Annotated in this window: 20 protein-coding genes; 11 read left to right on the plus strand and 9 right to left on the minus strand. The window is 60.6% G+C overall.

The window, feature by feature from the left end:
- On the minus strand, positions 1-187 hold a 187-nt coding region (locus tag HMPREF3009_RS13640; protein ID WP_232760868.1), incomplete at its 3' end, for a hypothetical protein.
- A 108-nt stretch (positions 188-295) separates the two neighbouring features.
- Between HMPREF3009_RS13640 and HMPREF3009_RS13955 the strand changes: the two genes are divergently transcribed.
- On the plus strand, positions 296-568 hold the full coding sequence (locus HMPREF3009_RS13955; RefSeq protein WP_369799715.1) for a hypothetical protein: 273 nt from the start codon (positions 296-298) through the stop codon (positions 566-568).
- A 227-nt stretch (positions 569-795) separates the two neighbouring features.
- Here HMPREF3009_RS13955 and HMPREF3009_RS01495 read toward each other — a convergent pair whose 3' ends face one another.
- Genes HMPREF3009_RS01495 through HMPREF3009_RS01510 form a run of 4 tightly spaced genes read right to left on the minus strand, consistent with a single transcriptional unit; the run spans position 796 to position 4,756 of the window.
- A complete protein-coding gene (locus HMPREF3009_RS01495; protein ID WP_049157597.1) occupies positions 796-1,167 on the minus strand; it encodes a membrane protein in 372 nt (123 codons plus the stop codon).
- A 47-nt stretch (positions 1,168-1,214) separates the two neighbouring features.
- Positions 1,215-1,964 carry a succinate dehydrogenase/fumarate reductase iron-sulfur subunit gene (locus tag HMPREF3009_RS01500; RefSeq protein WP_046647843.1) on the minus strand — a complete coding sequence of 250 codons (750 nt, stop codon included), beginning with the start codon at positions 1,962-1,964 and terminating at the stop codon, positions 1,215-1,217.
- Positions 1,964-3,985 carry a fumarate reductase/succinate dehydrogenase flavoprotein subunit gene (locus HMPREF3009_RS01505; protein ID WP_046647844.1) on the minus strand — a complete coding sequence of 674 codons (2,022 nt, stop codon included), beginning with the start codon at positions 3,983-3,985 and terminating at the stop codon, positions 1,964-1,966. Before HMPREF3009_RS01505 ends, HMPREF3009_RS01500 begins: the two co-directional genes overlap by 1 nt.
- Positions 3,986-4,000: 15 nt before the next feature.
- A complete protein-coding gene (locus HMPREF3009_RS01510) occupies positions 4,001-4,756 on the minus strand; it encodes a succinate dehydrogenase cytochrome b subunit (protein ID WP_046647845.1) in 756 nt (251 codons plus the stop codon).
- A 401-nt stretch (positions 4,757-5,157) separates the two neighbouring features.
- Here HMPREF3009_RS01510 and ramB point away from each other — a divergent pair, with 401 nt between their 5' ends.
- The gene (ramB, locus tag HMPREF3009_RS01515) at positions 5,158-6,564 is read left to right on the plus strand and encodes an acetate metabolism transcriptional regulator RamB (RefSeq protein ID WP_046647846.1); all 1,407 of its coding nucleotides are present in this window, start codon (positions 5,158-5,160) and stop codon (positions 6,562-6,564) included.
- Positions 6,565-7,062: 498 nt separating this feature from the next.
- On the opposite strand, the gene lpdA is transcribed toward ramB, so the two are convergent.
- Positions 7,063-8,475, minus strand: coding sequence for a dihydrolipoyl dehydrogenase (lpdA, locus tag HMPREF3009_RS01520; RefSeq protein ID WP_070511293.1), 1,413 nt, complete (start codon positions 8,473-8,475; stop codon positions 7,063-7,065).
- Between the two features lie 675 nt (positions 8,476-9,150).
- Here lpdA and HMPREF3009_RS01525 point away from each other — a divergent pair.
- The 8 genes from HMPREF3009_RS01525 to HMPREF3009_RS01560 all read left to right on the plus strand — a co-directional run bounded on the left by HMPREF3009_RS01525 (position 9,151) and on the right by HMPREF3009_RS01560 (position 18,408).
- Entirely contained in the window at positions 9,151-10,572 is a 1,422-nt protein-coding gene (locus HMPREF3009_RS01525; RefSeq protein ID WP_070511291.1) for an alpha/beta hydrolase, read from the plus strand.
- A gap of 38 nt (positions 10,573-10,610) precedes the next feature.
- Positions 10,611-11,690, plus strand: coding sequence for an alpha/beta hydrolase (locus HMPREF3009_RS01530; RefSeq protein WP_070679563.1), 1,080 nt, complete (start codon positions 10,611-10,613; stop codon positions 11,688-11,690).
- A gap of 94 nt (positions 11,691-11,784) precedes the next feature.
- Positions 11,785-13,143: a M1 family metallopeptidase gene (locus tag HMPREF3009_RS01535; protein ID WP_070511287.1), complete on the plus strand. Its 1,359-nt coding sequence runs from the start codon at positions 11,785-11,787 to the stop codon at positions 13,141-13,143.
- Between the two features lie 20 nt (positions 13,144-13,163).
- Positions 13,164-14,159, plus strand: a complete 996-nt coding sequence (gene rfbB / locus HMPREF3009_RS01540) for a dTDP-glucose 4,6-dehydratase (protein ID WP_198531097.1) — start codon at positions 13,164-13,166, stop codon at positions 14,157-14,159.
- A 6-nt stretch (positions 14,160-14,165) separates the two neighbouring features.
- Positions 14,166-15,530 (plus strand): sugar nucleotide-binding protein, encoded by a 1,365-nt coding sequence (locus HMPREF3009_RS01545; protein WP_070679566.1) that lies wholly within the window; start codon positions 14,166-14,168, stop codon positions 15,528-15,530.
- Positions 15,531-15,647: 117 nt separating this feature from the next.
- Entirely contained in the window at positions 15,648-16,514 is an 867-nt protein-coding gene (gene rfbA / locus HMPREF3009_RS01550; protein WP_070679569.1) for a glucose-1-phosphate thymidylyltransferase RfbA, read from the plus strand.
- A 148-nt stretch (positions 16,515-16,662) separates the two neighbouring features.
- A complete protein-coding gene (locus HMPREF3009_RS01555; protein ID WP_118783624.1) occupies positions 16,663-17,532 on the plus strand; it encodes a DsbA family protein in 870 nt (289 codons plus the stop codon).
- A gap of 81 nt (positions 17,533-17,613) precedes the next feature.
- Entirely contained in the window at positions 17,614-18,408 is a 795-nt protein-coding gene (locus HMPREF3009_RS01560) for a cytochrome c biogenesis CcdA family protein (RefSeq protein ID WP_070679573.1), read from the plus strand.
- Here the strand turns inward: HMPREF3009_RS01560 and HMPREF3009_RS01565 are convergent.
- The 3 genes from HMPREF3009_RS01565 to HMPREF3009_RS01575 form a co-directional block, all read right to left on the minus strand.
- Positions 18,405-19,040 carry an MBL fold metallo-hydrolase gene (locus tag HMPREF3009_RS01565; RefSeq protein ID WP_070679575.1) on the minus strand — a complete coding sequence of 212 codons (636 nt, stop codon included), beginning with the start codon at positions 19,038-19,040 and terminating at the stop codon, positions 18,405-18,407. The genes HMPREF3009_RS01560 and HMPREF3009_RS01565 overlap by 4 nt on opposite strands.
- Complete coding sequence (locus tag HMPREF3009_RS01570; protein WP_070679579.1) at positions 19,041-20,192, minus strand: S-(hydroxymethyl)mycothiol dehydrogenase; 1,152 nt, start codon at positions 20,190-20,192, stop codon at positions 19,041-19,043.
- 66 nt (positions 20,193-20,258) lie between these two features.
- Complete coding sequence (locus tag HMPREF3009_RS01575; RefSeq protein ID WP_070517148.1) at positions 20,259-21,074, minus strand: GDSL-type esterase/lipase family protein; 816 nt, start codon at positions 21,072-21,074, stop codon at positions 20,259-20,261.
- A gap of 175 nt (positions 21,075-21,249) precedes the next feature.
- Between HMPREF3009_RS01575 and HMPREF3009_RS01580 the strand changes: the two genes are divergently transcribed.
- Positions 21,250-22,923 (plus strand): acyl-CoA synthetase, encoded by a 1,674-nt coding sequence (locus tag HMPREF3009_RS01580; protein WP_070517150.1) that lies wholly within the window; start codon positions 21,250-21,252, stop codon positions 22,921-22,923.
- The last annotated feature ends 28 nt before the right edge of the window (positions 22,924-22,951 follow it).

Below are 22,951 nucleotides of genomic sequence, written 5' to 3' on the forward strand. Positions count from 1 at the left end.
GGTGTCCACTAAACGAGGGTAACCTCAGCACTCCCATGTTCGGGCTAGACGCAGCCTGCGCGGAATCGGCAAGCAAATAGCGAAAGCCAAACGCGCTGTTGACGGCGATATCGCAATCAAGCGCAACCGCTATATCGATCTTTCCGCCCCAAACAAGAAGGTCAACTACGCTCTTGCCGCCAAACACCGAGCCCTAGCCGGAATTAAAGGCTATGAAACCGACCTGACTACTCTTCCCGCTAGTGAGGTTATCGGGCATTACCGCAGGCTATTCAACATTGAAAAGTCGTTTCGGATGTCGAAATCAGACCTGAAAGCACGCCCAATCTACGCCAGGAAACAAGACTCGATCACAGCCCACCTCAACATCGTCATCGCAGCCCTAGCCGTGGCCCACCTGATGGAGACCCGCAGTGGTCAATCCATCAAACGCCTCGTGAGAACACTCAAGAAATACCGCAGCTTTCAACTCGTCGTTGGCGGCGAAACCATCCACGCCGCAGTACCACTACCCCCGGAAATCCAAACCCTCGTCAACACCATCACCACCCCAACCCTTCGGCACTAATTTGAGCCAAGTCAGGTTAGTGTTCGCGTCGCTCCCTGCGGCGCCATTCACGCGTATGGCACCGTAGGGGCGTCGCCAAGCGCCCGCTCCCCCTCTCCGCCCGCCCAGCACCCACCCCAAACGCCAACAACCCCCGCCTCCTCACATGGTCTCCCATGTGTGTTTGGAGGTGGGGGTTGTGGTGGTGTCAGTACAGAAACTTAGGCGTTCAACGGCCTAGGAGGTGCCTAGTTGATGCGGCCGGTTTCCTTGCGGTACTGGCGGTAGTAGCGGCGGCCATACTTGACGGAGACGATAGCCAGGATGGCTACGACGACGCTGGCGATGGCGCCCACAATCAGGTTGATCTGGTAGTCAGCACCGGCGGTGCCCTGCGGGTACAGCTTGGTGCCGAAGCCCCAGATCAGGATGCCCAGCGCCGGCAGGATCGAGAGAACCAAGCCCATGCCCACCCAGGTGGAGGTGCGCAGCAAAGAAGAGTGCGGTGCACTGTAAGAAACGGGGTCATATCCCTCGATGTAGGAGTCCTGAATCTTACCGGAGAACTCCGGGTAGGTCTCGCTGTGGTGATCAGCAACTGCCGGGTTGAGGTCGCTCATGGCTGAAACTTTCTCTCGTTCCTGTTAATCCTGTGAATGACTATAGCTTAGTCGTCCTTGCCGCGGAAAGCAGCACGTGCACGTTCGCGGGTAACCGCGGAAACCGCGGTCAGCGGCACACCAGCCGGGCAGACGTCGGCGCACTCGCCGTAGAGCGAGCAGTGGCCGAAGTTCTGCTCCAGATCGTCCACCATGTTGCGTGCGCGGCGTCCACGCTCTTCCTTGCCCAGCGGCATGAGGGAGAGGTGAACCAGCTTGGCGCCGGTGAACAGGTGAGCAGCACCGTTCGGGCAGGATGCCACGCAGGCACCGCAGCCGATGCAGGCGGCGTGATCCAGGGCGTACTCGGAGGTCTCGTGGTTGACGTGCAGGGTGTCAGCGTCCGGAGCGGTACCCGCATCCATGGACACGTAGCCGCCCTGCTCCATGACGTGGTCCAGCTTGGCGCGGTCCACGATCATGTCCTTGATGACCGGGTAGGCAGCGGAGCGGAAAGGCTCCAGCTTGATGGTGTCGCCATCCTTGAACTGGAACAGGCGCTGCTGGCAGGCCGGGGTGTTCTGACCCGGGCCATGCGGGCGACCGTTGACCAGGAGGCCACAGGTACCACAGATGCCCTCACGGCAGTCGGAAGCGAATGCGAACGGCTCGGTGCCGGCCTCAATGAGGCCGTCGTTGACGTGGTCGAGCAGCTCCAGAATGGACATCTGCTCGGCGGCGTCGTCAACCTGCACGGTTTCGAACTTGCCTTCTTGCGTCGGTCCGGCTTGACGCCAGATCTCAAGTGTCAGTTTCATTACTTGTAGTTCCTTGTCATCAGCGGGATCGAATCAAAGTACAGCGGCTCAGCGTGGCGGATGAACTCGCCCTCAGCAGCGCCCGGCTCCCATGCGGAAACGAAGCACCAGTTCTCGTCATCGCGCTCGGCCTCGCCGTCCTCGGAGAGGTGGTCCTCGCGGAAGTGAGCACCACAGGACTCGTCGCGGTCAAGGGCGTCAATACACATGAGCTCACCCAGGTCGATGTAGTCAGCAACGCGCAGACCATACTCGAGGACCTGGTTCATGTCGTTAGCGTCACCAGTGATGCGGACGTTAGCCCAGAAGTCCTTGCGCAGTGCGCGGACCTTCTCGATGGCAACCTTGAGGTCCTCGACATTACGGGACACACCACAGCCCCAGTAGAGGATGTCACCCAGCTGGCGGTGGTAGTACGCCGGGCCGTGCGGATCCTCGCCCTGGATGGACATGAGGCGGTCGATGCGAGCCTGTGCGCGAGCAACGGCGTCGTTAGCCTCGGCGGAATCCTCGGCCAGCTTGGCCTCACCCAGGTGGTGAGCCAGGTAGTTCGGGATAGTGAACGGCAGGGTGAACCAGCCATCAACGGAAGCGGACAGCAGGGAGTTAGCACCCAGGCGGTTCGCACCGTGGTAGGTCCAGGAGCACTCACCGGCGGCGAAGAGGCCGTCGATGGCGGTCATCTCGTTGAAGTCCGTCCACAGGCCACCCATGGTGAAGTGGCAGGTCGGAGCGATACGCATCGGGGTCTCGTAGGCGGACTCACCGATGGCCTCTTCGTACATCTCGATGAGGTTGGAGTAACGCTCGCGGATCTTGTCCTTGCCCAGACGCTCGATGGCGTCGCGGAAGTCCAGGTACACGGAGTTGTGCAGCGGACCAACGCCCAGACCCTTGTTGATCTGCTGGGAAATGGCACGGGAAGCCACGTCACGCGGGACGAGGTTACCGAAGGCCGGGTAGCGGCGCTCTAGGAAGTAGTCGCGCTCCTCTTCCGGAATCTCGTTAGCAGGACGGTCATCGCCCTCCTTGATCGGAGACCAGATGCGGCCGTCGTTACGCAGCGACTCAGACATGAGGATGGTCTTGGACTGCCACTCGGAATTGACCGGCAGGCCGGTCGGGTGGAACTGGATGAATGCCGGGGAAGCCAGGTAAGCACCAGCCTCGTACGCACGCATCATGGCGCCAGCGTTGGAGTTCTTAGCCAGCGTGGACATGTGGTAGACGTTGCCGTAACCGCCGGTACCGAGGATGACTGCGTGGCCGGTGAAGGCCTTGAGCTCGCCGGTGATGAGGTTACGGGTCACAATGCCGCCGGCACGCTTGGTGCCGTTGTCGTTGTAGGTGATGACGTCCTGCATATCGTGGTGAGCGAAGAGCTCCACGTTGCCCAGGCCAATCTGGCGGTACAGCGCAGAAGTGGTGGACAGCTGCAGCTGCTGGCCTGTTTGACCACGGGTGTAGTAGGTGCGGGAGACCTGCACGCCACCGAAGGAACGGGTAGCCAGGGTGCCGCCGTACTCGCGAGCGAACGGAGCGCCGATGGCGTTCATGTGGTCGATGACGCGGATGGACTCATAAGCCAGGCGCCAGCAGTCGGACTCGCGGCAGCGGTAGTCGCCGCCCTTGACGGTGTCCTTGGTGTGGCGGTAGGCGGAGTCGTTATCCACCTTCTTGTGGCGGGAAGAGTTCACACCACCCTGCGCAGCAATGGAGTGCGCGCGACGCGGGGAATCGTGGTAGGTGAAGACCTTCACCTTGTATCCCAACTCGCCGAGGGCAGCCGCAGCGGAACCAGCAGCCAGGCCGGTACCGACGACGATGATTTCGAACTTGCGGCGGTTCAGCGGGGAGACCAGCTCCATGTGGTCCTTCTGGTAGCTCCACATGTCCTTCATCGGGACGCCGTGCGGCTCGTGGGACTCCAGGATGCGGCCCGGCTTGACACCCGGGACGATGGACTGCGGGTGCGAGAAGTTCGGGTGCTCGCGCTTGAGTTCAGTATTCGCGTTAGTCATGGGTTCAAAACTCCTTTAGCTGACCCAGCCCAGGGCGACGGACAACGGCATAACGATGTTTGCCAGGCACACGACGGCCGGGACGATGTACGCCAGGATGACAAAGACCTCGCGCCACTTAGCACCGGTAATGCCCAGGTCGGAAGCCGCAAGGCGGATGCCGTGGGTCAGGTGCAGGAAGAGGCAGAGCATGGCAACGATGTAAATGATGGTCACCGGCCAGCGGGAGAAGGTAGCGATCATGTTGGCCTTCACTTCGCCATGAGCGAAAGCCTCCGGAGCGATCGGCTGAACACCCATCGTCAGGTCCAAGATGTGGAAGACGATGAACAGGAGCAGCACGACGCCGGTCACCAGCATGGTCTTCGTTGCGAAGGAATCCATGCCGCCCATCAGGTTGGTGCGCTTGAACTTACCGCGGGATGCCTTGGAGCGAGCGGTCAGCGCAAAGGCGCCGTAAATGTGGGCGATCACGCACGCCAGCAAGACGATGCGGATGATCCACAGAAGGTGCCCGCTCGGAATCAGCGGATCACCCATGCTGCGCAGGAATGCGCCGTAGGCATCGATGGCTTCCTCGCCATTGTGGGCCGGCAGGTAGAGCTTCAAGTTGCCGGCCATGTGTCCTACAACGAACAGCGCGAAGAACAGACCGGTAATTGCCATCGTCAGTTTCAAAGCCCAGGACGGAATTCCTGGCTTAGGACGAATCGTTTCATTAGTAATGCGGCCGTGAGCAAGGGCTTCACGGTCAGGATTTTTTACAGACATGACACCTCCATTGTCGCCCTTACCTTACGCAGGACTGCGCGCTGACCACTACTTATCCCTTTGCTTTTAACGCCCCCTCCCCCACCTACAGGCCCCTGACAGAAATGAGTTAAGGCAAGGGTTGCCTTAAGTGTCCCCCGACTTATGCCGGTCTACCTTGATCACTTCGCTTTACGCAATATTAACCTTGCGAAAACATTTCGCGGTTGAGACTTTTGTCACAGGGTGTGACTCGAGTGACGACCCTACCCCTTTAGGTGTCAAACTTTCGCTTGGTACACACCCCTCACCGCCCCTTCACGCCCCGCTAACACCCCCACTTCGCAGCGAAGTTAAAATGCTTCACACATTCCTTGCAAAACTATTGTTATGACCGAAAGGCACTAGGTAACCTAGCTCACATGAGCAAGACATACGTAGGTTCGCGCCTGCGCCAGCTGCGCCGCGAACGTGATCTCAGCCAAGCCTCCCTCGCCGCTACGCTGGGGCTTTCCGCTAGTTACGTTAATCAGATTGAACATGACGTACGCCCCCTCACCGTTCCGGTCTTGCTTAGGATTACTGAAGCATTTGGTGTGGATGCCACTTTCTTTTCCCGTGACGATGACTCGCGGCTACTCGCCGAGATTCAAGATGTCGTCCAGGACCAAGAAATCTGCCCCTCCCCCGTGGAATTACAGGAATTGTCCGAACTGGTTTACAACCACCCCACCGTTGCGCGCACGCTCGTCGACATTCACCGCCGCTACCGCAATATCCGCGACAAGCTTTCCCTCGCCACCGATACCCGCCGCTCCGACGGCAACCAGGCGCTGTCCATGCCGCACGATGAGGTTCGGGATTTCTTCTATGCCCGCCAGAATTATCTCGATGAGTTAGATCAGCATGCAGAGGCGATCTCCGCGGAGCTCGACGTCGTCCCCTTCCACATCCGCGACATCGAACAGGCTCTGGACGACAGACTCACCACCCAGCACGGCGTGGAGATCCTCACCACCGATCGCATGGATGGCACGCTGCACCGCTTCGACAAGGACAGCGGGACCCTTCGCCTTGCCAGCCGGCTGAGCGTCGGCCAGCGCGCCTTCCGCATGGCAGCTGAGCTTGGCTTCCTCGAAGCGGGCGCGCTTTTCGACGAGCTCGTGGAGGAAGAACCGTTTACTTCAGAGGCCTCCATCAACTTGGCCAAGCGGGGTATCGCCAATTATTACGCTGCGGCCACGCTCCTCCCGTATGGCCTCATCCATAGCGAAGCCGAACAGTCGGGGTACGACGTGGAATACCTCTGCAATGTCTTCGGAGTGGGCTACGAGACGATTGCCTCCCGCCTCTCCACGCTGCAGCGCCCCAACAAGCGCGGCATCCCCTTTACCTTCGTGCGCGTTGACCGCGCCGGCAACATGTCCAAACGCCAATCCGCCACCGGCGTGCACTTCTCCAACTCCGGCGGCACCTGCCCCCTATGGAATGTGTACGAGTCCTTCTCACACCCCAACACCATTTCCCGCCAGTTGGCGCAGATGCCAGATGGGCGCAATTACCTATGGATCTCACGAACGGTGAGCTACCCACAAGGCCGTTTTGGGGATACGAACAAGCTCTTTTCCATCGGTCTGGGCTGCGAGGCACGCCATGCTAATCGCACCGTGTACGCCCAGGGGCTAGACCTCAATGCCCTTTCCGCCGCCACTCCCATTGGCGCCGGCTGCCGCACCTGCCCGCGCCAGAATTGCTCCCAGCGGGCATTTCCCGCCATTAACGAACAGCTTGTCGTCGACGCCCACCGCTCTGCAGTGGCACCCTATTAACTAAAGCTAGTTAACGGCGTAATCGCACAGGTTTTAAATCATCCATCTTTACGCCGTTAACGCAGATGAATCTTAAAAGCTGGGGAGCACTCTCCATCGAGCGAAAGCCTCCGAAGAAAGATACTGAAGCAAGAAAGGGGCCTACTTAGTGCGATGAGCTGGAATTATGACCCAAACCCTCGGCGCTATACATTGTCCTACAAGCCCCACCCCATGGTTTTCATTGCCAAATCTGATGGATTTTCCCGACTCGGTTGTTCTATCATGGTCAGCGACCGATAATCACCAACAGAAAGGATTATTATTATGTCCAGCTTTGGCGAGAACTTCCTTGGCCAGATCCAGAAGCTCGTGCTGACGATCGTCAACGCACCGTTCGCACTGTCTTCCAAGCTCTTCGGCTAAGGCCAGTCGCGCTTCGGCGCTAAAACCAACACTCCCCCTCACCGCCACCGATTCACGTCGATGGGATGAGGGGGAGTGTTCTTGTTTTAGTTCTTAGAGGTTAATCATGTGGCCGCCGATGCCCTCGGCTGCTTCCTTCATAGCCTCAGACAGCGTCGGGTGAGTGTGAACGTTGCGTCCGATCTCCTCTGCAGTGAGATCGAAGCGCTGCGCCAGGGTCAGCTCCGGCAGCAGCTCGGACACGTTCGAGCCCACCATGTGACCACCAATGAGCTCACCAAACTCGCCGTCGGCGATGAGCTTGACGAAGCCCGCGGTCTCATTCAGACCAGCTGCCTTACCGTTAGCGGAGAACGGGAAGGTAGCAACCTTGATGTCGCGGTCAGCGAACTTCTCACGAGCCTGCTCCTCGGTGTAGCCGAAGGAGGCCACCTGCGGGTTGCAGAAGGTGGCGCGCGGCATGTTCATGTAGTCACCCAGCAGCTGGGTCTCAGCGCCGGCGATGACCTCAGCAGCCACAACGCCCTGCGCCTCAGCCACGTGAGCGAGCTGCAGCTTCGCGGTGACGTCACCAATGGCGTAAATGCCCTCAACGTTGGTGCGCATGTAGTCATCAATAGCGATGGCGCCGCGCTCAGTGAGCTCGACACCGGTGTTCTCCAGGCCGTAGCCCTCGGTGCGCGGGGCGAAGCCGATGGAGACCATGCAGCGATCCACGGTCAGCGTATCGGTCTTGGAGCCGTCCTTGGACTCGACCTCAACGGTGACATTGTCACCGTTATCCGTGATGGCGGTGGTCTTGTAACCAGTCAGGAGCTTCACACCAAGCTTCTTGTATTCCTTGGCGATAGCCTTGGATACATCCTTGTCCTCGTTCGGAAGGACGCGGTCCATGAACTCCACGATGGTCACGTCTACGCCATAGTTGGCCAGAACGTACGCAAACTCCATACCGATGGCGCCTGCGCCAACGATGACCATGGAATCCGGGGCCTCATCGCTGAGGATCTGCTCCTCGAAGGACACGATGTTGCCGCCGATTTCCACGCCCGGAAGGGAACGGACGACGGAGCCGGTGGCGATAATGCAGTTGTCAAAGGTAACGGTCTTACCCTTGTCATCGCCCTCGGTAATCTCGATGGTCTTGGCGTCCTTGAAGGAGCCGAGGCCATTGATCTCCGTAATCTTGTTCTTCTTCATCAGGTAGTGCACGCCCTTGACGATGCCCTCCGAGACCTTGCGGGAGCGCTTGTGCGCAACACCGAAGTCGAAGGAAACATCGCCGGAAATACCAAAGGCCTTCGCCTCATGGTTGAAGGTGTGTGCAACTTCAGCGTTCTTAAGAAGAGCCTTGGACGGGATGCAGCCCACGTTGAGGCAAACACCGCCCCAGTACTGCTTCTCAATAACGGCAACCTTCTTGCCCAGCTGGGCAGCGCGGATGGCGGACACGTAGCCGCCGGGGCCCGCGCCGAGTACTACAACGTCAAAATGTTCATTAGTCACGCCCTATAGGATACGTAACTTTGTGCCCGCTGTCCCACCACCCCCATGCTGTGCTCTCATATCAGTCCATAACATTCCTGATACGCAAGCCACAGTGCACTGATGCGTAGAGGGCACACAACGCACAAAATAACCCCCAACCACCCGAGGGGGCGATTAGGGGGAGAGAAACGTGGGGCCGCACGCCCCGCAGCTGTTTAGTAAAGACCCCAATCCAGGGCGATCTTGGAGGAAGTAGAGGAGCCGGAGTGAGCGAACTGGCCCAGCACCTGGTTGATGGAAACGAGGATGGTGTCAAAGAGGTTCATTCTTCTTCTTTCTGTTGGTCTTCAAGCAGCCTTCACGGCCTCGTGCGATGTCACTATGCGGCACTGCCACCTTCTGCCTTGCAGGACGGCCGCCGCAGTAACGGTCTCCGCATCTGGTTCGACTAACGAATAGGCCGGACATTGCGTTACATAGCCCACGTTAACGCACGGAAAGATTATGACACGGTTTCCACTTCAATACCACCATTAACTTTAATATCTTGGTATGTTTAAACACGTTACCCTTATCTTGGGGTGCTGAAATTCCCATCTACCAGCACTATTGCCCATCTCATGGGTGGCGTGTCCGGAGCATCTTTTACACTTGCCCCTACATTTCCGCTCATCACTTAGAAAGCGAGATTCTATGAAGATTGCGCGCTCTCTCACGACGCTTGCGGCAGCCACTGCCCTAGCACTTGGCGCCGTAGCATCCCCTACCGCGGGCGCATCCGAGGTCACCCCGGAACAAATCCGCGGTGATGCCACACCGTCCACCATTTCCGAGCTCGACATCTACGGGGAGATTGAAAAGTACCTGCCCAAGGACTCCGCCGGAAACCCGTCGCCCTCCCGCCAAGAATATGAAGACGCCATTGGTAAGAACGTCACTTTTAAGGACGTTGACGTCAATGAGATCCCGGACAGCAAGCAGTGGATGGGCTACGTCCTGAAATACCCGGACTACCGTCAGAGCGTCAAGGCCCTCAATGCCACCGCACCAGCGATGGACCGCACCGTCCCTCTTGCAGTAATTACCCCAGACGGCACCTTTGATTCTTCCCGCCCCACCCTTTATCTACTCAACGGTGCTGGCGGTGCCGAGCAGGGCATGGACTGGCTGATAGCCACCACGCGCGAAGACTTGGATCCCAACAAGGAGGGCACCCAAGAACTCGATGACTACTACGGTGACCGAAACGTCAACGTCGTCATCCCGCAGGCAGGCGCATTCTCCTACTACACCGACTGGGTTACCAGCCCGGACCGCAGCTACCTCAAGGGCCCGCAGAAGTGGGAGACCTTCCTCACCAAGGAGCTACCGGGACCGCTGGAGAAGCACATCAACGCCAACGGCAAGCGCGGCATCGCAGGCATGTCCATGTCTGCTACCTCATCGCTCGTCTTGGCCCAGCACAACCCCAACTTCTATGACGCTATCGGGTCCTTCTCTGGCTGTGCGGCCACCTCGACTCCACTGCCGAACTTCTACACGCAGCTGACCGTGAATCGTGGCGGTGGAAGCACCGAGCAGATGTGGGGACCGATGGGCGGTGACTACAACCGCTACAACGATGGACTCATCAACGCCACAAAGAACAACATGGGTAATTCCCAGGTCTACGTCTCCGCTAACTCGGGGTTTGCCGGAATGAACGATTTGGGTTCGTCCAGGATTGAAAAGCAAGGCCTGGCCGGAGCCTTGAAGTCCTCCTCCACCCTGGTGGTGGAAGGCGGCGTCATCGAGGCAGCGATGAATGCGTGCACCCACGACCTGCAGGCAAAACTGCAGCGCGAAGGTGTCAAAGCGGATTTCAACCTGCGCAATACCGGTACCCACTCCTGGCCGGGCTGGTTCGATGACATCAACTCCTCCTGGCCCACCTTCGCTCGTGCCTTTGGTCTGCCGGTGGAGCCGGTCTCCACGCGGGCGTCGGAAAGCGCGGTGAACACGGACGCTAACGCCAAAGCTGAGGATGCCGATAAGCAGAATATGGAAGAGGCCGAGAACGATCCCAAGACCCCGGCCGACTCCCGGCCAGTAGCCCCTGAGGCCATCGAACAGTAAGCTCAACTCGCCATATTGATTGTTAAATAAGGAACGTAATGAAGCGTCTTAGCTCTCTCCTCGCCGCCGGCGCGCTCTGCGCTGCCGCGCTTATCAGCCCCGTTGCGGGTGCGGCCACCATCACCCCGCAGCAGGTTGCGGGTGACACGCCGCTGTCCACCATCTCGGACTTGAACGTCACCCCGGAGGTGCAGAGCCAGAAGTGGTACGAGCACTTCAAAGATGACGCCCGCGTTCTCAAGCTGGAGGCTACGTCACCGGCCATGAACGGCCGCGCGATTCCGCTGGCTGTTATCCCTGCTAAGAACCCGGACCGCCCGACCGTGTACCTGCTCAACGGCGCCGGTTCCGCGGAGCAGGACTCCGATTGGCTGTACATGTCCGATGCCGTGGACTTCTACGCGGACAAGGACGTCAACGTTGTCGTTCCGCAGGCAGGTGCTTTCTCCTACTACACCGACTGGCTGGAGGAGCCCAACGGCAAGTACCTCAAGGGCCCACAGAAGTGGGAGACCTTCCTGACCAAGGAGCTGCCTGACCCGCTGGAGTCTCGCCTGAACGCAAGCAACAAGCGCGCCGTTGCCGGCATGTCCATGTCCGCAACGTCTTCCCTGCTGCTGGCGCAGCACAACCAGGGTTTCTATGACGCAGTTGGTTCCTTCGCCGGCTGCGCCGCAACCGCCTACCCCACGGAGTACCAGTTCCTGCGCGTCACCGTGAACCGCGGCGGCGGAGAACCGGAACAGATGTGGGGCCCGATGGGCTCTGAATACAACCGCTACAACGATGCCCTGATGAACTCCGAGAAACTGCGCGGCACCAAGCTGTACATTTCCTCCGCATCGGGCCTCGCGGGTGAGCAGGATACCCCGTCCTACTACATGAACAAGGGCTACAGCCCGCTGGCCGCCTACGCGGGTTCGGCACAGCTGCAGGTTGAGGGCGGCATCATCGAGGCCGCGGTCAACCACTGCACCCACATGCTCAAGGCCAAGCTGGATAAGCAGAACATTCCGGCCACCTACAACTTCCGCAACGTGGGCACGCACTCTTGGCCGGGCTGGCGCGAGGACCTGGTGAAGTCCTGGCCCACCTTTGAGGAAGCCTTCAACTCCTAAAAAGTGAGCGGAGCGTGTCGCCCCACGGTCTGGCGCGGCGTGCTCGCTCCCCTGGCTTCGGATAACCCGGACAGGGCGGTAGGATAGCGGCATTATGAAGCTGCTTTCTACCGCCCTTTCGCATATCTCCGCCGCTCGCGACCGCGCTGCACTTACTCGGGATAGCTACACGAGGGTGGATTTCAACCTCGGCTTCGAGGTCACCCACTATGACTTGGACCTGACCTACCGCGTGGAGCCCAACATGCTGCAGGGCGAAGCCATCCTCCACATTCGCGCACTGGAGGACTTTGACAAACTCACGCTTGACCTCGGCGGCGCCATGGTGGCTCGCCGCATCACGGCGAAACACGCACCCCGCGTGGCCAAGTTTCGCCTGTCCGCCGGCAAACTGCGGCTGACTTTTGCCGACACCATCGTGGAGAACCAAGAGTTTGAGCTGCACATTCGCTATGGCGGCTCGCCGCGGCCACTGCGCACGCCGTGGGGCGAAATCGGCTGGGAGGAAACAGATTCCGGCTCCCTGGTGGCCAGCCAACCCAACGGTGCACCCAGCTGGTTCCCCTGCGATGACACCCCGTCGGAAAAGGCCACCTACGATATTCGCATCACCGCTGACGATCCTTTCGTGGTGATTTCCAACGGCAAGCTGGTCTCCCGCCGCAGCGCAGGCGGTTCCATGACGCGCTGGCATTACCGCGTCAAGCACCCCATGGCCACGTACCTCGCCACGGTGCAGATCGGCGAATACTCAGAGATTGACTTGGGCCGAGACGTGCGCGCTTGGGCGCCGGCTCGCCTTAAGCAGGTAGTCCTCGAAGAGTTCGCCCAACAGCAGGAAATGCTGGACTTCTATTCCTCTCTCTTCGGCCACTACCCTTTCCCCGACTACCAAGTGGTCATCACCGATGATGAGCTGGAGATCCCGCTGGAGGCCCAAGGCCTGTCCATTTTCGGATCCAACCACGTCAAGGGCGACCACCTCTTTGAGCGACTCATCGCCCACGAGCTGTCCCACCAGTGGTTCGGCAACTCCGTGGGCCTTAGTGAGTGGAAGGATATCTGGCTCAACGAAGGTTTTGCCTGCTACTGCGAGTGGCTGTGGTTCGAGCACGCGCATGGCCGCCCGGTGCATGAATCGGCGCGTTCGCACTATCAAGTGCTCGCACGCAAGAAGCAGGACATCGTGCTCGGTGATCCGGGCACGCGCGACATGTTCGATGACCGCGTCTACAAGCGCGGCGCGCTGACTGTTCACGCACTTCGCCGCCTCGTGGGCGATGAGGTCTTCTTCCGCACGGTCCGGGATTACCTCACCGCATCCCAGCACTCCGTGGTCACCCCGGAGGATCTCATCAGCCGTGTGAAGAAGGAAGCGACAGATCCTTCTGCGGTCGATGCTTTGTTGGACGAGTGGCTCAACCACACCGCGCTGCCCAAGTTCCCGGTCTAGACTTGTTCACCATGCGCAGGATGCTTGTTACCGGCGGTGCCGGCTTTATTGGTGCAAACTTCGTGAGGCTCGTAGCCCAGCAACGGCCCGACGTAGACATCACCGTCTTGGACAAGCTCACCTACGCGGGCAACCGCGCCAACCTTGACGGCGTGGACGCCACCTTGGTGGTGGGAGACGTGGCGGATGAGGGGGTCGTCGACAAGCTCGTGACCCAGGCCGATACCGTGGTGCACTTCGCCGCGGAATCCCACAATGACAACTCTTTGCGGGATCCTTCTCCCTTCCTCCACACCAACGTCATGGGAACCTTCGTGTTGTTGGAAGCCTGCCGCCGCCACGATGTGCGCCTCCACCACGTTTCCACCGATGAGGTTTTTGGTGACTTGGAGATTGGCGCCGATACCTACTTCACCGAGGAGACTCCGTACAACCCCTCTTCGCCCTATTCGGCCACGAAGGCCGGTTCGGATCACCTGGTGCGCGCATGGGTGCGCAGTTTTGGGCTGCGGGCAACCATTTCGAATTGCTCCAATAATTACGGCCCCTACCAGCACATTGAGAAGTTCATTCCGCGGCAAATCACCAACCTGCTTCTGGGCCAGCCCGCCAAGCTTTATGGCACGGGCGAGCAGGTGCGGGATTGGATTCACGTGGATGATCACAACGAGGCGGTGCTTGCCATCCTGGACCGCGGGCGCATCGGTGAGACCTATAACATCGGTGCCGACCAGGAGGATACGAATAACCGCCAGGTCATCGAGATGATCTGTGAGCTGTTGGGTGCTACTGACGACGGCCGCGCGAACTACATCCACGTGGCGGACCGCCCGGGCCATGATCAGCGCTACGCCATGGATGCCAGCAAACTGCGCCGCGAGCTGGGCTGGAGCCCGCGCTACACGGATCTGCGCGAGGGCTTGGCTGCCACCATTGAGTGGTACCGCGCCCACGAGGACTGGTGGCGCCCAGGCAAGGAAGAAGTCGAAGCCAACTACGCGAAGCAAGGACAGTAAATTTCCATGAAGGTGCAGTCAACGGCCATTGAGGGCCTGCTCATTGTGGAGCTCGACGTCCACGGGGATAACCGCGGCTGGTTCAAGGAGAACTGGCAGCGTGAGAAGATGGTGGCGGCAGGTTTGCCGGACTTCCAACCGGTGCAGAATAATGTCTCCTTCAATGCGGAGAAGGGGGTTACGCGCGGGCTGCACGCGGAGCCCTGGGACAAGCTCGTCTCCGTGGCTTCCGGCCGGGCCTTCGGTGCGTGGTGCGATCTGCGCGAGGGCTCTGCCACCTTCGGGCAGCTGGTGACCCACGAGCTGCGCGAAGACGTGGCGGTCTTCGTGCCGCGCGGCGTGGCCAACGGTTTCCAGGCGCTGGAGGCCTGCGCCTACTCCTACCTGGTCAATGACCACTGGTCCCCGGATGCGGACTACACCTGCGTCAACCTCAACATGGTGGACTGGCCGCTGGAGCCGACGGAGATCTCCGACAAAGACAAGGCACACCCCGCGCTTGCCGACGTCTCCCCCATGCCCCCGCGCCGCATCCTGGTCACCGGCGCCAACGGGCAGCTGGGCCGCGCTTTAAAGAAATTCCTGCCCACCGCTGGTCTGGGCGCGGTGGAGTTCTGTGGGCACGAGGATTTCGATATCACCAACCCGCCTGCCCGCCCGTGGAAGCAGTATTCCGCCATCATCAACTGCGCGGCTTATAACGATGTCAACGATGCGGAGGACGATCGCGCCGCGGCCTGGACGGTCAACGCTTCCGCCCCGGCGAAGCTCGCGCGCATTGCGGCGGAGAATAACCTGACCTTGGTGCACGTCTCCAGTGATTACATCTTCGATGGCTCTAACGAGGTCCACTCCGAGGATGAAATGCCTTCCCCGCTGTCGGCCTATGGGGCATCGAAAGCCGCGGGCGATACCGCCGCGCAAACCGCGCCGCGCCACTATGTCATCCGTACCTCCTGGGTCTTCGGCGATGGAGCCAACTTCATGGCCACGATGCGCTCGCTGGCGGCTAAGGGGGTCAAGCCCTCCGTCATCCATGATCAGCGCGGGCGCCCCACCTTCGCCGAGGACCTGGCCAAGGGCATCATCCACCTGCTCAAGACCAAAGCCGAGTACGGCGTGTACAACATCTCCAACTCCGGTGATGCGGTGGGTCGCGATGAAATCGCCATGGCCGTCTTCACCGGCGTGGGCCAAGACCCCGCTGGTGTCACGCCGGTCAGCACCGAGCAGTACCGCGAGATCGCCGGGCCTGAAGCTCCCCGCCCGAAGGAGTCCACCTTCGACCTGTCCAAGATTGAAGCCACCGGCTTTAAGCCGATGAATTGGCGGGCCGCTTTAGCGCTTTACCTGGGCCTTTACCCGGCATAACACTTAACATAACACTTAGCTTCCCAGGTGTTATGTTGAGTGGGAAGTTAAGTGTTATGTTCGCCAGCCCGCGCCGCCGCACCCCGGCGCGGGACCCCTCCGTTAAGCTTGAAGCCCATGAAGGGCATCATCCTCGCTGGCGGTTCAGGGACCCGCCTCTACCCCATCACCAAGGGCATCTCGAAGCAGCTCATGCCCATCTATGACAAGCCGATGGTCTACTACCCTCTGACCACCCTGATCCAGGCCGGCATACGCGAGATCCTCATCATCACCACCCCAGAAGACCAGGCCGCCTTCCAACGCCTGCTTGGCGACGGCTCCCAACTAGGCCTCATGCTGCACTACGCGGTCCAACCCCGGCCCGAAGGTTTGGCCCAGGCCTTCCTCATTGCGGAGGACTTCATCGCCGAGGATGACGTGGCCCTCGTTTTGGGTGACAACATCTTTGACGGCCACGGCTTCTCCACGGCGCTGAATGAGTGCAGCCACCCGGGCGGCGGCATCATCTTTGCCTACGAGGTCTCCGATCCGCAGCGCTATGGTGTTGTCGAGTTTGATGAGTCTGGCCAAGCCCTGTCCATCGAGGAAAAGCCCGCCGCGCCCAAATCCAACCACGCCGTGGTGGGCTTGTATTTCTATGACAATTCCGTGGTGGAGATTGCTAAGTCCATTACGCCCAGCGCACGCGGGGAGTTAGAAATCACCGCCGTCAACGAGGAATACCTGCGCCGCGGACAGTTGCGCGTCAAACGCCTGCAGCGCGGTGATGTCTGGCTGGATACCGGCACGGTGGACTCCATGAGTGAGGCCTCAGCCTACGTGGAGGTGATGCAGAAGCGCACCGGCACCGTCATCGGCTCACCGGAGGTTGCCGCCTTCGAGGAGGGCTTCATCGATGCCGCCGCACTCACCGAGCTGGCCGAGCCCCTCCTGAAGTCCGGCTATGGCCGCTATCTCCTGGCCGCTGCCCAAGAGAGTTGAGCTCGAGGTACATATCGATCAATTAAGGACCGAAACCGCCCACGGGATCTGGGACCTAATTTGATCGATCCGTACTTGCCAAAGCGTCCCCACGCAGCATCAGAGGCCACCATCACCCAAACGGGCCTAGACGCGTTAAGGTAATCGCATGCCTACTTCATCCTCCCGCCCCACCAGCAATCCCAAGAAATCAGCGCTATCCACCATCAGCCCCGTGGCGTGGGGCCTGTTGGTGCTCGTTGTCATCCTGGCGATCATCATCGGCTTCCTTCTGGCAGAGCGCAATTCTTCCGGCGATGCCGGGACTCAAGCGGCGCAGGAGACCGCGACGAGCGCGGCGCCCACCGAAGATTTGGCAAAGGATGCTGACAAGGCCACGCCCGGCACGAAGTTCTCCGACGGGAAGGGGGATCCGATGGTGTTCGGCCCCGGCGGTGACACCAAGAGCGGCGATATCACGGTGGTGCACCGCAAGAAGGAGGATGATCCTTTCGCCGTGGGAGCGGTGGATGCACCCGTGGTGATTTCGGAGTTCTCCGATTTCGAGTGCCCGTTCTGCTCCCGCCACGCCAACGTCACTGAGCCAGACCTCCTCAAGAAGTACGTGGAGAAGGGCCTGGTGCGCATCGAGTGGAATGACTTCCCCGTTAACGGCCCTGCCGCCGTCGAGGCTGCTAAGGCCGGGCGCGCGGCCGCGGCACAGGGCAAGTTCCAGGAGTTCAAGCACGAGCTCTACACCGCTAGCAAGGACATCAGTGGTCACCCAGAATTCGGCATCGAGGACTTCATGAAGTTCGCTGAGAAAGCCGGCGTTTCGGACCTGGATAAGTTCCGCCAGCAGGCCACGGATGATACCTACACCGAGGTCATCGAGAAGGCCACCAGCTACGCCTCCCAGATTGGTATTACGGGCACCCCGGCCTTCGTGGTGGGGGATCAGTTCATTGGTGGCGCGCAGCCACCGGAAGTCTTTGAGCAGACCATCCGGGAACAGCTAGGCAAGGCGGCCAATGGATAAGCCGCCGCTCATCGTGTGGATCTTCATCGCGCTCGTGGTTCTGACCGCGTTCTTAGGAGGCTATGCAGTGGGGGTGAGCGTATGAGTATCGGAGTTTTTGGCGCCGTCATCGCCGGTGTGCTGACTTTGATCAGCCCCTGCTCAGCGCTGTTGGTGCCAGCCTTCTTTGCCTATGCTTTTGAATCGCAGCGCCAGCTGCTGCTGAAAACCCTGGTCTTTTTCTTAGGCCTGTGTACCACGCTCGTTCCCATCGGCATGGGTCTGGCTGCAATCCTCGCGCAATACCGCGGCCAGGTCATCACGGTGGCGGGCTGGATCATCATCGCGCTGGGGATCTTTACTGCCTTGGGCGGTGGTTTCCGCATCCCCGGCATGGATACCCTGTCCGGTAAGGCGAGGGGAAAGGTGTTTCTGCTCGGCGCGGTCTATGGCTTTGCGGGCTTTTGCGCGGGCCCACTCTTAGGCGCTGTGCTCACCACGGCTGCTGCGTCCGGCAGCGCGCTCTACGGCGGGATCATCATGGTGGCGTATGCCGCTGGCATGGCCGCACCGCTCTTTGTTCTGGCGGCGCTGTGGGAGCGCCTCAATGTGGGCTCGTGGTCCTGGCTGCGCGGACGCGAGGTGGTCCTCGGCCCTGTGCGCACGAATACCTTGTCCATTGTGTCGGGAGCGTTCTTCGTGCTCATCGGCGTGCTGTTTATCTTAAGCTACGGCAGCGCAACACTACCCGCAGTCTTAAGCACGGATGCGCAGTTCGCAGTGCAGGAAAAAGCCCGCGCCTTCAGCGCGGGCGTGGCGGATGCGTGGGTCTGGTTCGGGGTCTCGCTTGCTGCCACGGTGGTAGCAGGCATCAAGGCTGCCCGCACCCCGGCCTAGTAACCACGCGCGATGTACTCGTCGATACGCGCGGCCTCAGCGCCAATGGTGGTTTCATCGCCGTGGCCCGGCAGGACGCGGGTTTCCGGCGGGAGGTTCAGCACGCGGTTGCGCAGGGACTCGATGATGACGTCGAAGTCGGAGTACTTGCGGCCGGTGGCACCGGGCCCGCCGTTGAAGAGGGTATCTCCCGACAGCAGCGTGGCCTCATCCGCGATGTAGAGCACCACGCACCCCGGCGAATGACCCGGCGTGTGGAAGACCACGAAGTCACTATCGCCCACGGTGAAGAGCTGGTTATCCTCCAGCGGCACGAAGGTGGCATCCTCGTGCGTTTCCTCCCACAGGGGACGATCATCCGGGTGCAGGTAGACGGACACACCGAAGTGCTCAGCCACCTGGGGTGCTAGCTCGCAGTGGTCATTGTGCGCGTGGGTGAGGATCACGCCCTTGACAGTGCGCTGTCCTACCTCGTCGATGACGCGCTCGGCGTCGTGGGAAGGATCGACGATGTAGCACTCGGCGTCGCTTGACGCGCCGCCTGCGGCCAGGATGTAGACGTTATTGTCCACGTCCCACTCACCGCCATCCAGGCGGAACTTTCCTGAGGTTACAAACTGTTCGATAATCATTTACAGCTCCACTACGGATCGAAGTACCTTGCCAGCCTTCATGGTAGCGAAGGCCTCCTCCACGTCGTCGAGGCCAACACGCTCGGTGACGAAGTCCTGCAGCGGGAAGCGGCCCTGCAGGGAGAGGTCGACGTACATGGGGAAGTCACGCTCCGGCAGGCAGTCGCCGTACCAGGAGGACTTGAGGGAACCGCCGCGGCCGAAGAAGTCGATGGCTGGGACGTCGAAGCGGCTGGTGAGGTTCGGGACACCCACCATGACCATGCGGCCGGCCAGGTCGCGGGAGTAGAAGGCCTGGCGGGTGGTGGCCGGGATGCCCACGGCATCGATAGCCACGTCGGTACCGAAACCATCGGTGAGCTCACGGACTGCCTCGATGACCTCGTCCTCGGACTTGTCCTTCGCCGCGATGGTGTGGGTCGCACCGAACTTCTTGGCCAGCTCCAGCTTGTCTGGATCCAGGTCCACGGCGATGACCTTGGAGGCACCCGCCAGCACTGCGCCGGCAATGGCCGCCATGCCCACACCACCGCAGCCAAAGACCGCGACGGACTCGCCGCGCTTGACGTCACCGGTGTTGACCGCAGCACCCAAGCCTGCCATCACGCCACAGCCCAACAGGCCCGCGGCGGCCGGGTCTGCCTCCGGATTGACCTTGGTGCACTGGCCTTCATGAACCAGGGTCTTCTCCGCGAAGGAGCCGATGCCGAGCGCCGGGGTGAGCTCAGTGCCGGCATCCTTATCCCCGTCCGCGAGCGTCATCTTCGCGGAGGCATTGTGGGTGTTGAAGCAGTACTTCGGCTCACCTTTCTTACAAGCGCGGCACTCGCCGCACACTGCACGCCAGTTCAGGACCACGAAGTCACCGACCTCGACGTGGGTAACAGCATCGCCCACGCGCTCCACGACGCCCGCCGCCTCGTGCCCAAGCAAGAACGGGAAGGCATCCTCGATATCGCCATCGCGGTAAGCCAGGTCAGTGTGACACACGCCGCAAGCCTGAATCTTGACCACGACGTCGTGCTCGCCCGGAGCGGGCACAACAATGTTCACGGTCTCGACGGGCTCGCCCTTCGCGCGCGCAATCACGCCGCGGACAACCTCCGAGCTTTGCTGGGAGTTATTTTCATTTAGGTTTTCATTAACAGTCATGTCCGCGAGGGTACGCGAAAGGCCCAGGCAACGTTGCCCGGGCCTTAAAGTCATAAGAACGCGTTTCTAGAAGCTCGCGAGATGGTTGGCCACAAACTCGTGACCACGAGCATTGATATGCAGCGGTAGGTTGCCCGGGCCGGCAGAGAAGTCCACCAGACCTGCCCACAGCCGCTTATCGGCATCGGCACACATACCGCGATCCCAGGTCATCGGCTTCATATCCACGAACTCGGTGCCGGTCGCGTGCGCTAGGTCCACCTGCATCCACTGCGTGACGTTTTCATAGCGCTGCACCATCGGCAGGGCCGTAGCATCGGCTGGCTTCGGACCAAAGTGGAGGAGGCAGTAGCGGTCACCGGAGCCGATGGTCGGATAACCCACGATCTGAATGCGGGCATTGGGGGCCGCCGCACGAATCTTGTTGATAATCGGCGCATTTGCGCCAACAAAGCGGGCGCGCATGTCGGCGTCGGAAAGCTGGGCATTGTTATACGTATCGTTAAAGCCGCCCGCATAGAGCACGCGCTGGGTGTCCGGGCTGAGCGCACCGCGGCGGATGGCATCATCGACCTGCGCGTTCATCTGCGGACCCTGAGACATCGAGACCGCACCGGAGCAGGAGAAATCCGCCACCGGCATGCCCAGCTTGGACGCGACGCGCTTGGCGTAGTTATTGCCGGAGGGACAGTCGAGACTCGGGTTGCGGTTAGAGGAGCCAAAGCGCGAGGAGAGGTAAACATCCAGCTGCGGATCCGCCAAAACGGAATCACCAAAGGCGACGAGGTTTCGCTCGCCGGCGGCGGCCTGCGGAGCCTGGGACAGGCCTACTGCCACGAGGAGGGAGGCGCAGAGGGCAGTGATGCGCTGAGTAAACTTCACGTGACTGATGTCCTTTCAAGAAAAGGGTATGTTCTTAACCGAAACCATATTAAACTAAGCTAGCAGTTAATCTTGTGTAACAATAGCAACAACTGTAACAATTTGTCGTTTTAAAAACAGGCGCGTTAGCCGCCTCCCCCGTAACCTTCTACCCCTTCCCTACGATGAGAACCCTATGAAGCTTTCTGATCTCACCTTCCATGCCGCCGCTCTCGCGCGTTTTGTCCCCGCCCTCTTTCGCGCCGGCCTTATTAGCCCCGCTGGCGGCCCACGGGCAGTGCTCTCCACCGCGCCGGTTCTCGCCCGCTACCGCTTCACCACCGCCCGCGAGGTGGAGCAGGCATACCTGACCTGCCCAGAACGCCTAGCGCTTATCGACGACGACGGGGCCCTCACCTACCGCCAGCTGCGTGAACAATCCCAGACCTTCGCGCGCTGGTTGCTCTCTCTGGGCCTCGACGAGATCCGTCTCGGCGTCATGGCCCGCAACGGCCGCGGCATTATCACCCCGCTGGCCGCCAAAGGTTATGCCGGAGCGCACATCTTCCTACTCAACGTTGGCTCCTCCCCTGAGCAGCTCGCCGGATGCATTGAGGAAAACCGCATCAACGTGCTCGTTATCGACGATGAATTCGTTGACCGCCTTGCCCCCGCAGACAGCGCTAGCCCCAGCCCCGTTGCTGGACTGCAGGTCGTGATTGGTCATGAGTCCGGCGAGGAGATCCCGGCCGAGCTGGCCGAGGCCCCGACGCTGCACCAGATCGTGGTGAACCCGCGGGACGTCGAGAAGCAGAAGCTTCCCACCTGGCCCAAGCATGGGCATATCGTGCTCATGTCCTCTGGCACCACCGGCATCCCCAAGGGCATTATGCGCCCAGAGCCCACGCTGCCCGTGGTGGTTGCCTCCATCGTGGATGCGGTGCCGTGGCGTGGGGACCAGAAGGTGCAAATGACCGCCTCCATCTTCCACACGTGGGGCTGGGCCTGCCTCAACATCGCGCTGGGCCTGCGCAACACCATTGTCACCCGCCGCGTCTTTGACCCGGCGGCCGCGCTCGATGACATCCAGCGCTACCAACTTGATGGCCTGCTCTCCTCCCCCGTTTTCTTCCGCCAGATGGTGCAGGCCGACCCAGATTCGGCCTATGACACCTCAAGCCTGAAGTTCATTGCTTCTGCAGGACATGCGCTGACCCCGGAGATTGTCAAAGAAACCCACGAGCGCTTCGGCCCGATTCTCTGCAACGTCTATGGTTCCACGGAGCTGGCGCTGGCATCGACGGCCACCATGGAAGAGGTGGCTAAGGACCCAACCATCGGCGGCAAGATTGCCTCTGGCACGAAGCTGCGCATCCTCGATGAGGATGGCAAAGAAGTCCCGCGCGGCGAGGTCGGCGAAATCTATCTGACCAACTCCACCGCGCTCATTGGCTATACCAACCCGAAGATTCCGCTCAACAAGGTTGATGGCCTCATCTCCATCGGTGACTTGGGCTATATCGACCCCGAGGGCTACCTGCACGTGGTGGGCCGCGCCGATGACATGATCATCGTCGGCGGCGAGAACGTGCACCCGCAGTCGGTGACGGAGGTGCTTGAAACCATGCCGGGCATCGCGGAAGTGCATGCCGGCGGCGTGGAGGATGAAACCACCTTCCAGCGCATCGCCGTGTGGGCCGTGACCACGCGCGATGCCTTGGGCAACACCGTGACTGCCGACGCCATCCGCACCTGGGTCCGCGAGAACCTCGCCGACCACTCCGTGCCGCGCGACGTCCACTTCCTGGACAAGCTGCCGCGCAACGCCACGGGCAAGGTGGTGCCGCGCCTGCTGAGCAATACCGACTAGCCGGCGTCTTCACTCCAGATTTCCCGGC

Source organism: Corynebacterium sp. HMSC034H07 (assembly GCF_001815175.1).
GTDB lineage: Bacteria > Actinomycetota > Actinomycetes > Mycobacteriales > Mycobacteriaceae > Corynebacterium > Corynebacterium hiratae.

What these genes read in the sequence shown, in the direction of transcription:
- HMPREF3009_RS13955 (WP_369799715.1), top strand. Translation starts at nt 296, where the DNA reads ATGTCGAAATCAGACCTGAAAGCACGCCCAATCTACGCCAGGAAACAA.
- HMPREF3009_RS01495 (WP_049157597.1), bottom strand. Translation starts at nt 1,167, where the DNA reads ATGAGCGACCTCAACCCGGCAGTTGCTGATCACCACAGCGAGACCTAC.
- HMPREF3009_RS01500 (WP_046647843.1), bottom strand. Translation starts at nt 1,964, where the DNA reads ATGAAACTGACACTTGAGATCTGGCGTCAAGCCGGACCGACGCAAGAA.
- HMPREF3009_RS01505 (WP_046647844.1), bottom strand. Translation starts at nt 3,985, where the DNA reads ATGACTAACGCGAATACTGAACTCAAGCGCGAGCACCCGAACTTCTCG.
- HMPREF3009_RS01510 (WP_046647845.1), bottom strand. Translation starts at nt 4,756, where the DNA reads ATGTCTGTAAAAAATCCTGACCGTGAAGCCCTTGCTCACGGCCGCATT.
- ramB (WP_046647846.1), top strand. Translation starts at nt 5,158, where the DNA reads ATGAGCAAGACATACGTAGGTTCGCGCCTGCGCCAGCTGCGCCGCGAA.
- HMPREF3009_RS01525 (WP_070511291.1), top strand. Translation starts at nt 9,151, where the DNA reads ATGAAGATTGCGCGCTCTCTCACGACGCTTGCGGCAGCCACTGCCCTA.
- HMPREF3009_RS01530 (WP_070679563.1), top strand. Translation starts at nt 10,611, where the DNA reads ATGAAGCGTCTTAGCTCTCTCCTCGCCGCCGGCGCGCTCTGCGCTGCC.
- HMPREF3009_RS01535 (WP_070511287.1), top strand. Translation starts at nt 11,785, where the DNA reads ATGAAGCTGCTTTCTACCGCCCTTTCGCATATCTCCGCCGCTCGCGAC.
- rfbB (WP_198531097.1), top strand. Translation starts at nt 13,164, where the DNA reads ATGCTTGTTACCGGCGGTGCCGGCTTTATTGGTGCAAACTTCGTGAGG.
- HMPREF3009_RS01545 (WP_070679566.1), top strand. Translation starts at nt 14,166, where the DNA reads ATGAAGGTGCAGTCAACGGCCATTGAGGGCCTGCTCATTGTGGAGCTC.
- rfbA (WP_070679569.1), top strand. Translation starts at nt 15,648, where the DNA reads ATGAAGGGCATCATCCTCGCTGGCGGTTCAGGGACCCGCCTCTACCCC.
- HMPREF3009_RS01555 (WP_118783624.1), top strand. Translation starts at nt 16,663, where the DNA reads ATGCCTACTTCATCCTCCCGCCCCACCAGCAATCCCAAGAAATCAGCG.
- HMPREF3009_RS01560 (WP_070679573.1), top strand. Translation starts at nt 17,614, where the DNA reads ATGAGTATCGGAGTTTTTGGCGCCGTCATCGCCGGTGTGCTGACTTTG.
- HMPREF3009_RS01565 (WP_070679575.1), bottom strand. Translation starts at nt 19,040, where the DNA reads ATGATTATCGAACAGTTTGTAACCTCAGGAAAGTTCCGCCTGGATGGC.
- HMPREF3009_RS01570 (WP_070679579.1), bottom strand. Translation starts at nt 20,192, where the DNA reads ATGACTGTTAATGAAAACCTAAATGAAAATAACTCCCAGCAAAGCTCG.
- HMPREF3009_RS01580 (WP_070517150.1), top strand. Translation starts at nt 21,250, where the DNA reads ATGAAGCTTTCTGATCTCACCTTCCATGCCGCCGCTCTCGCGCGTTTT.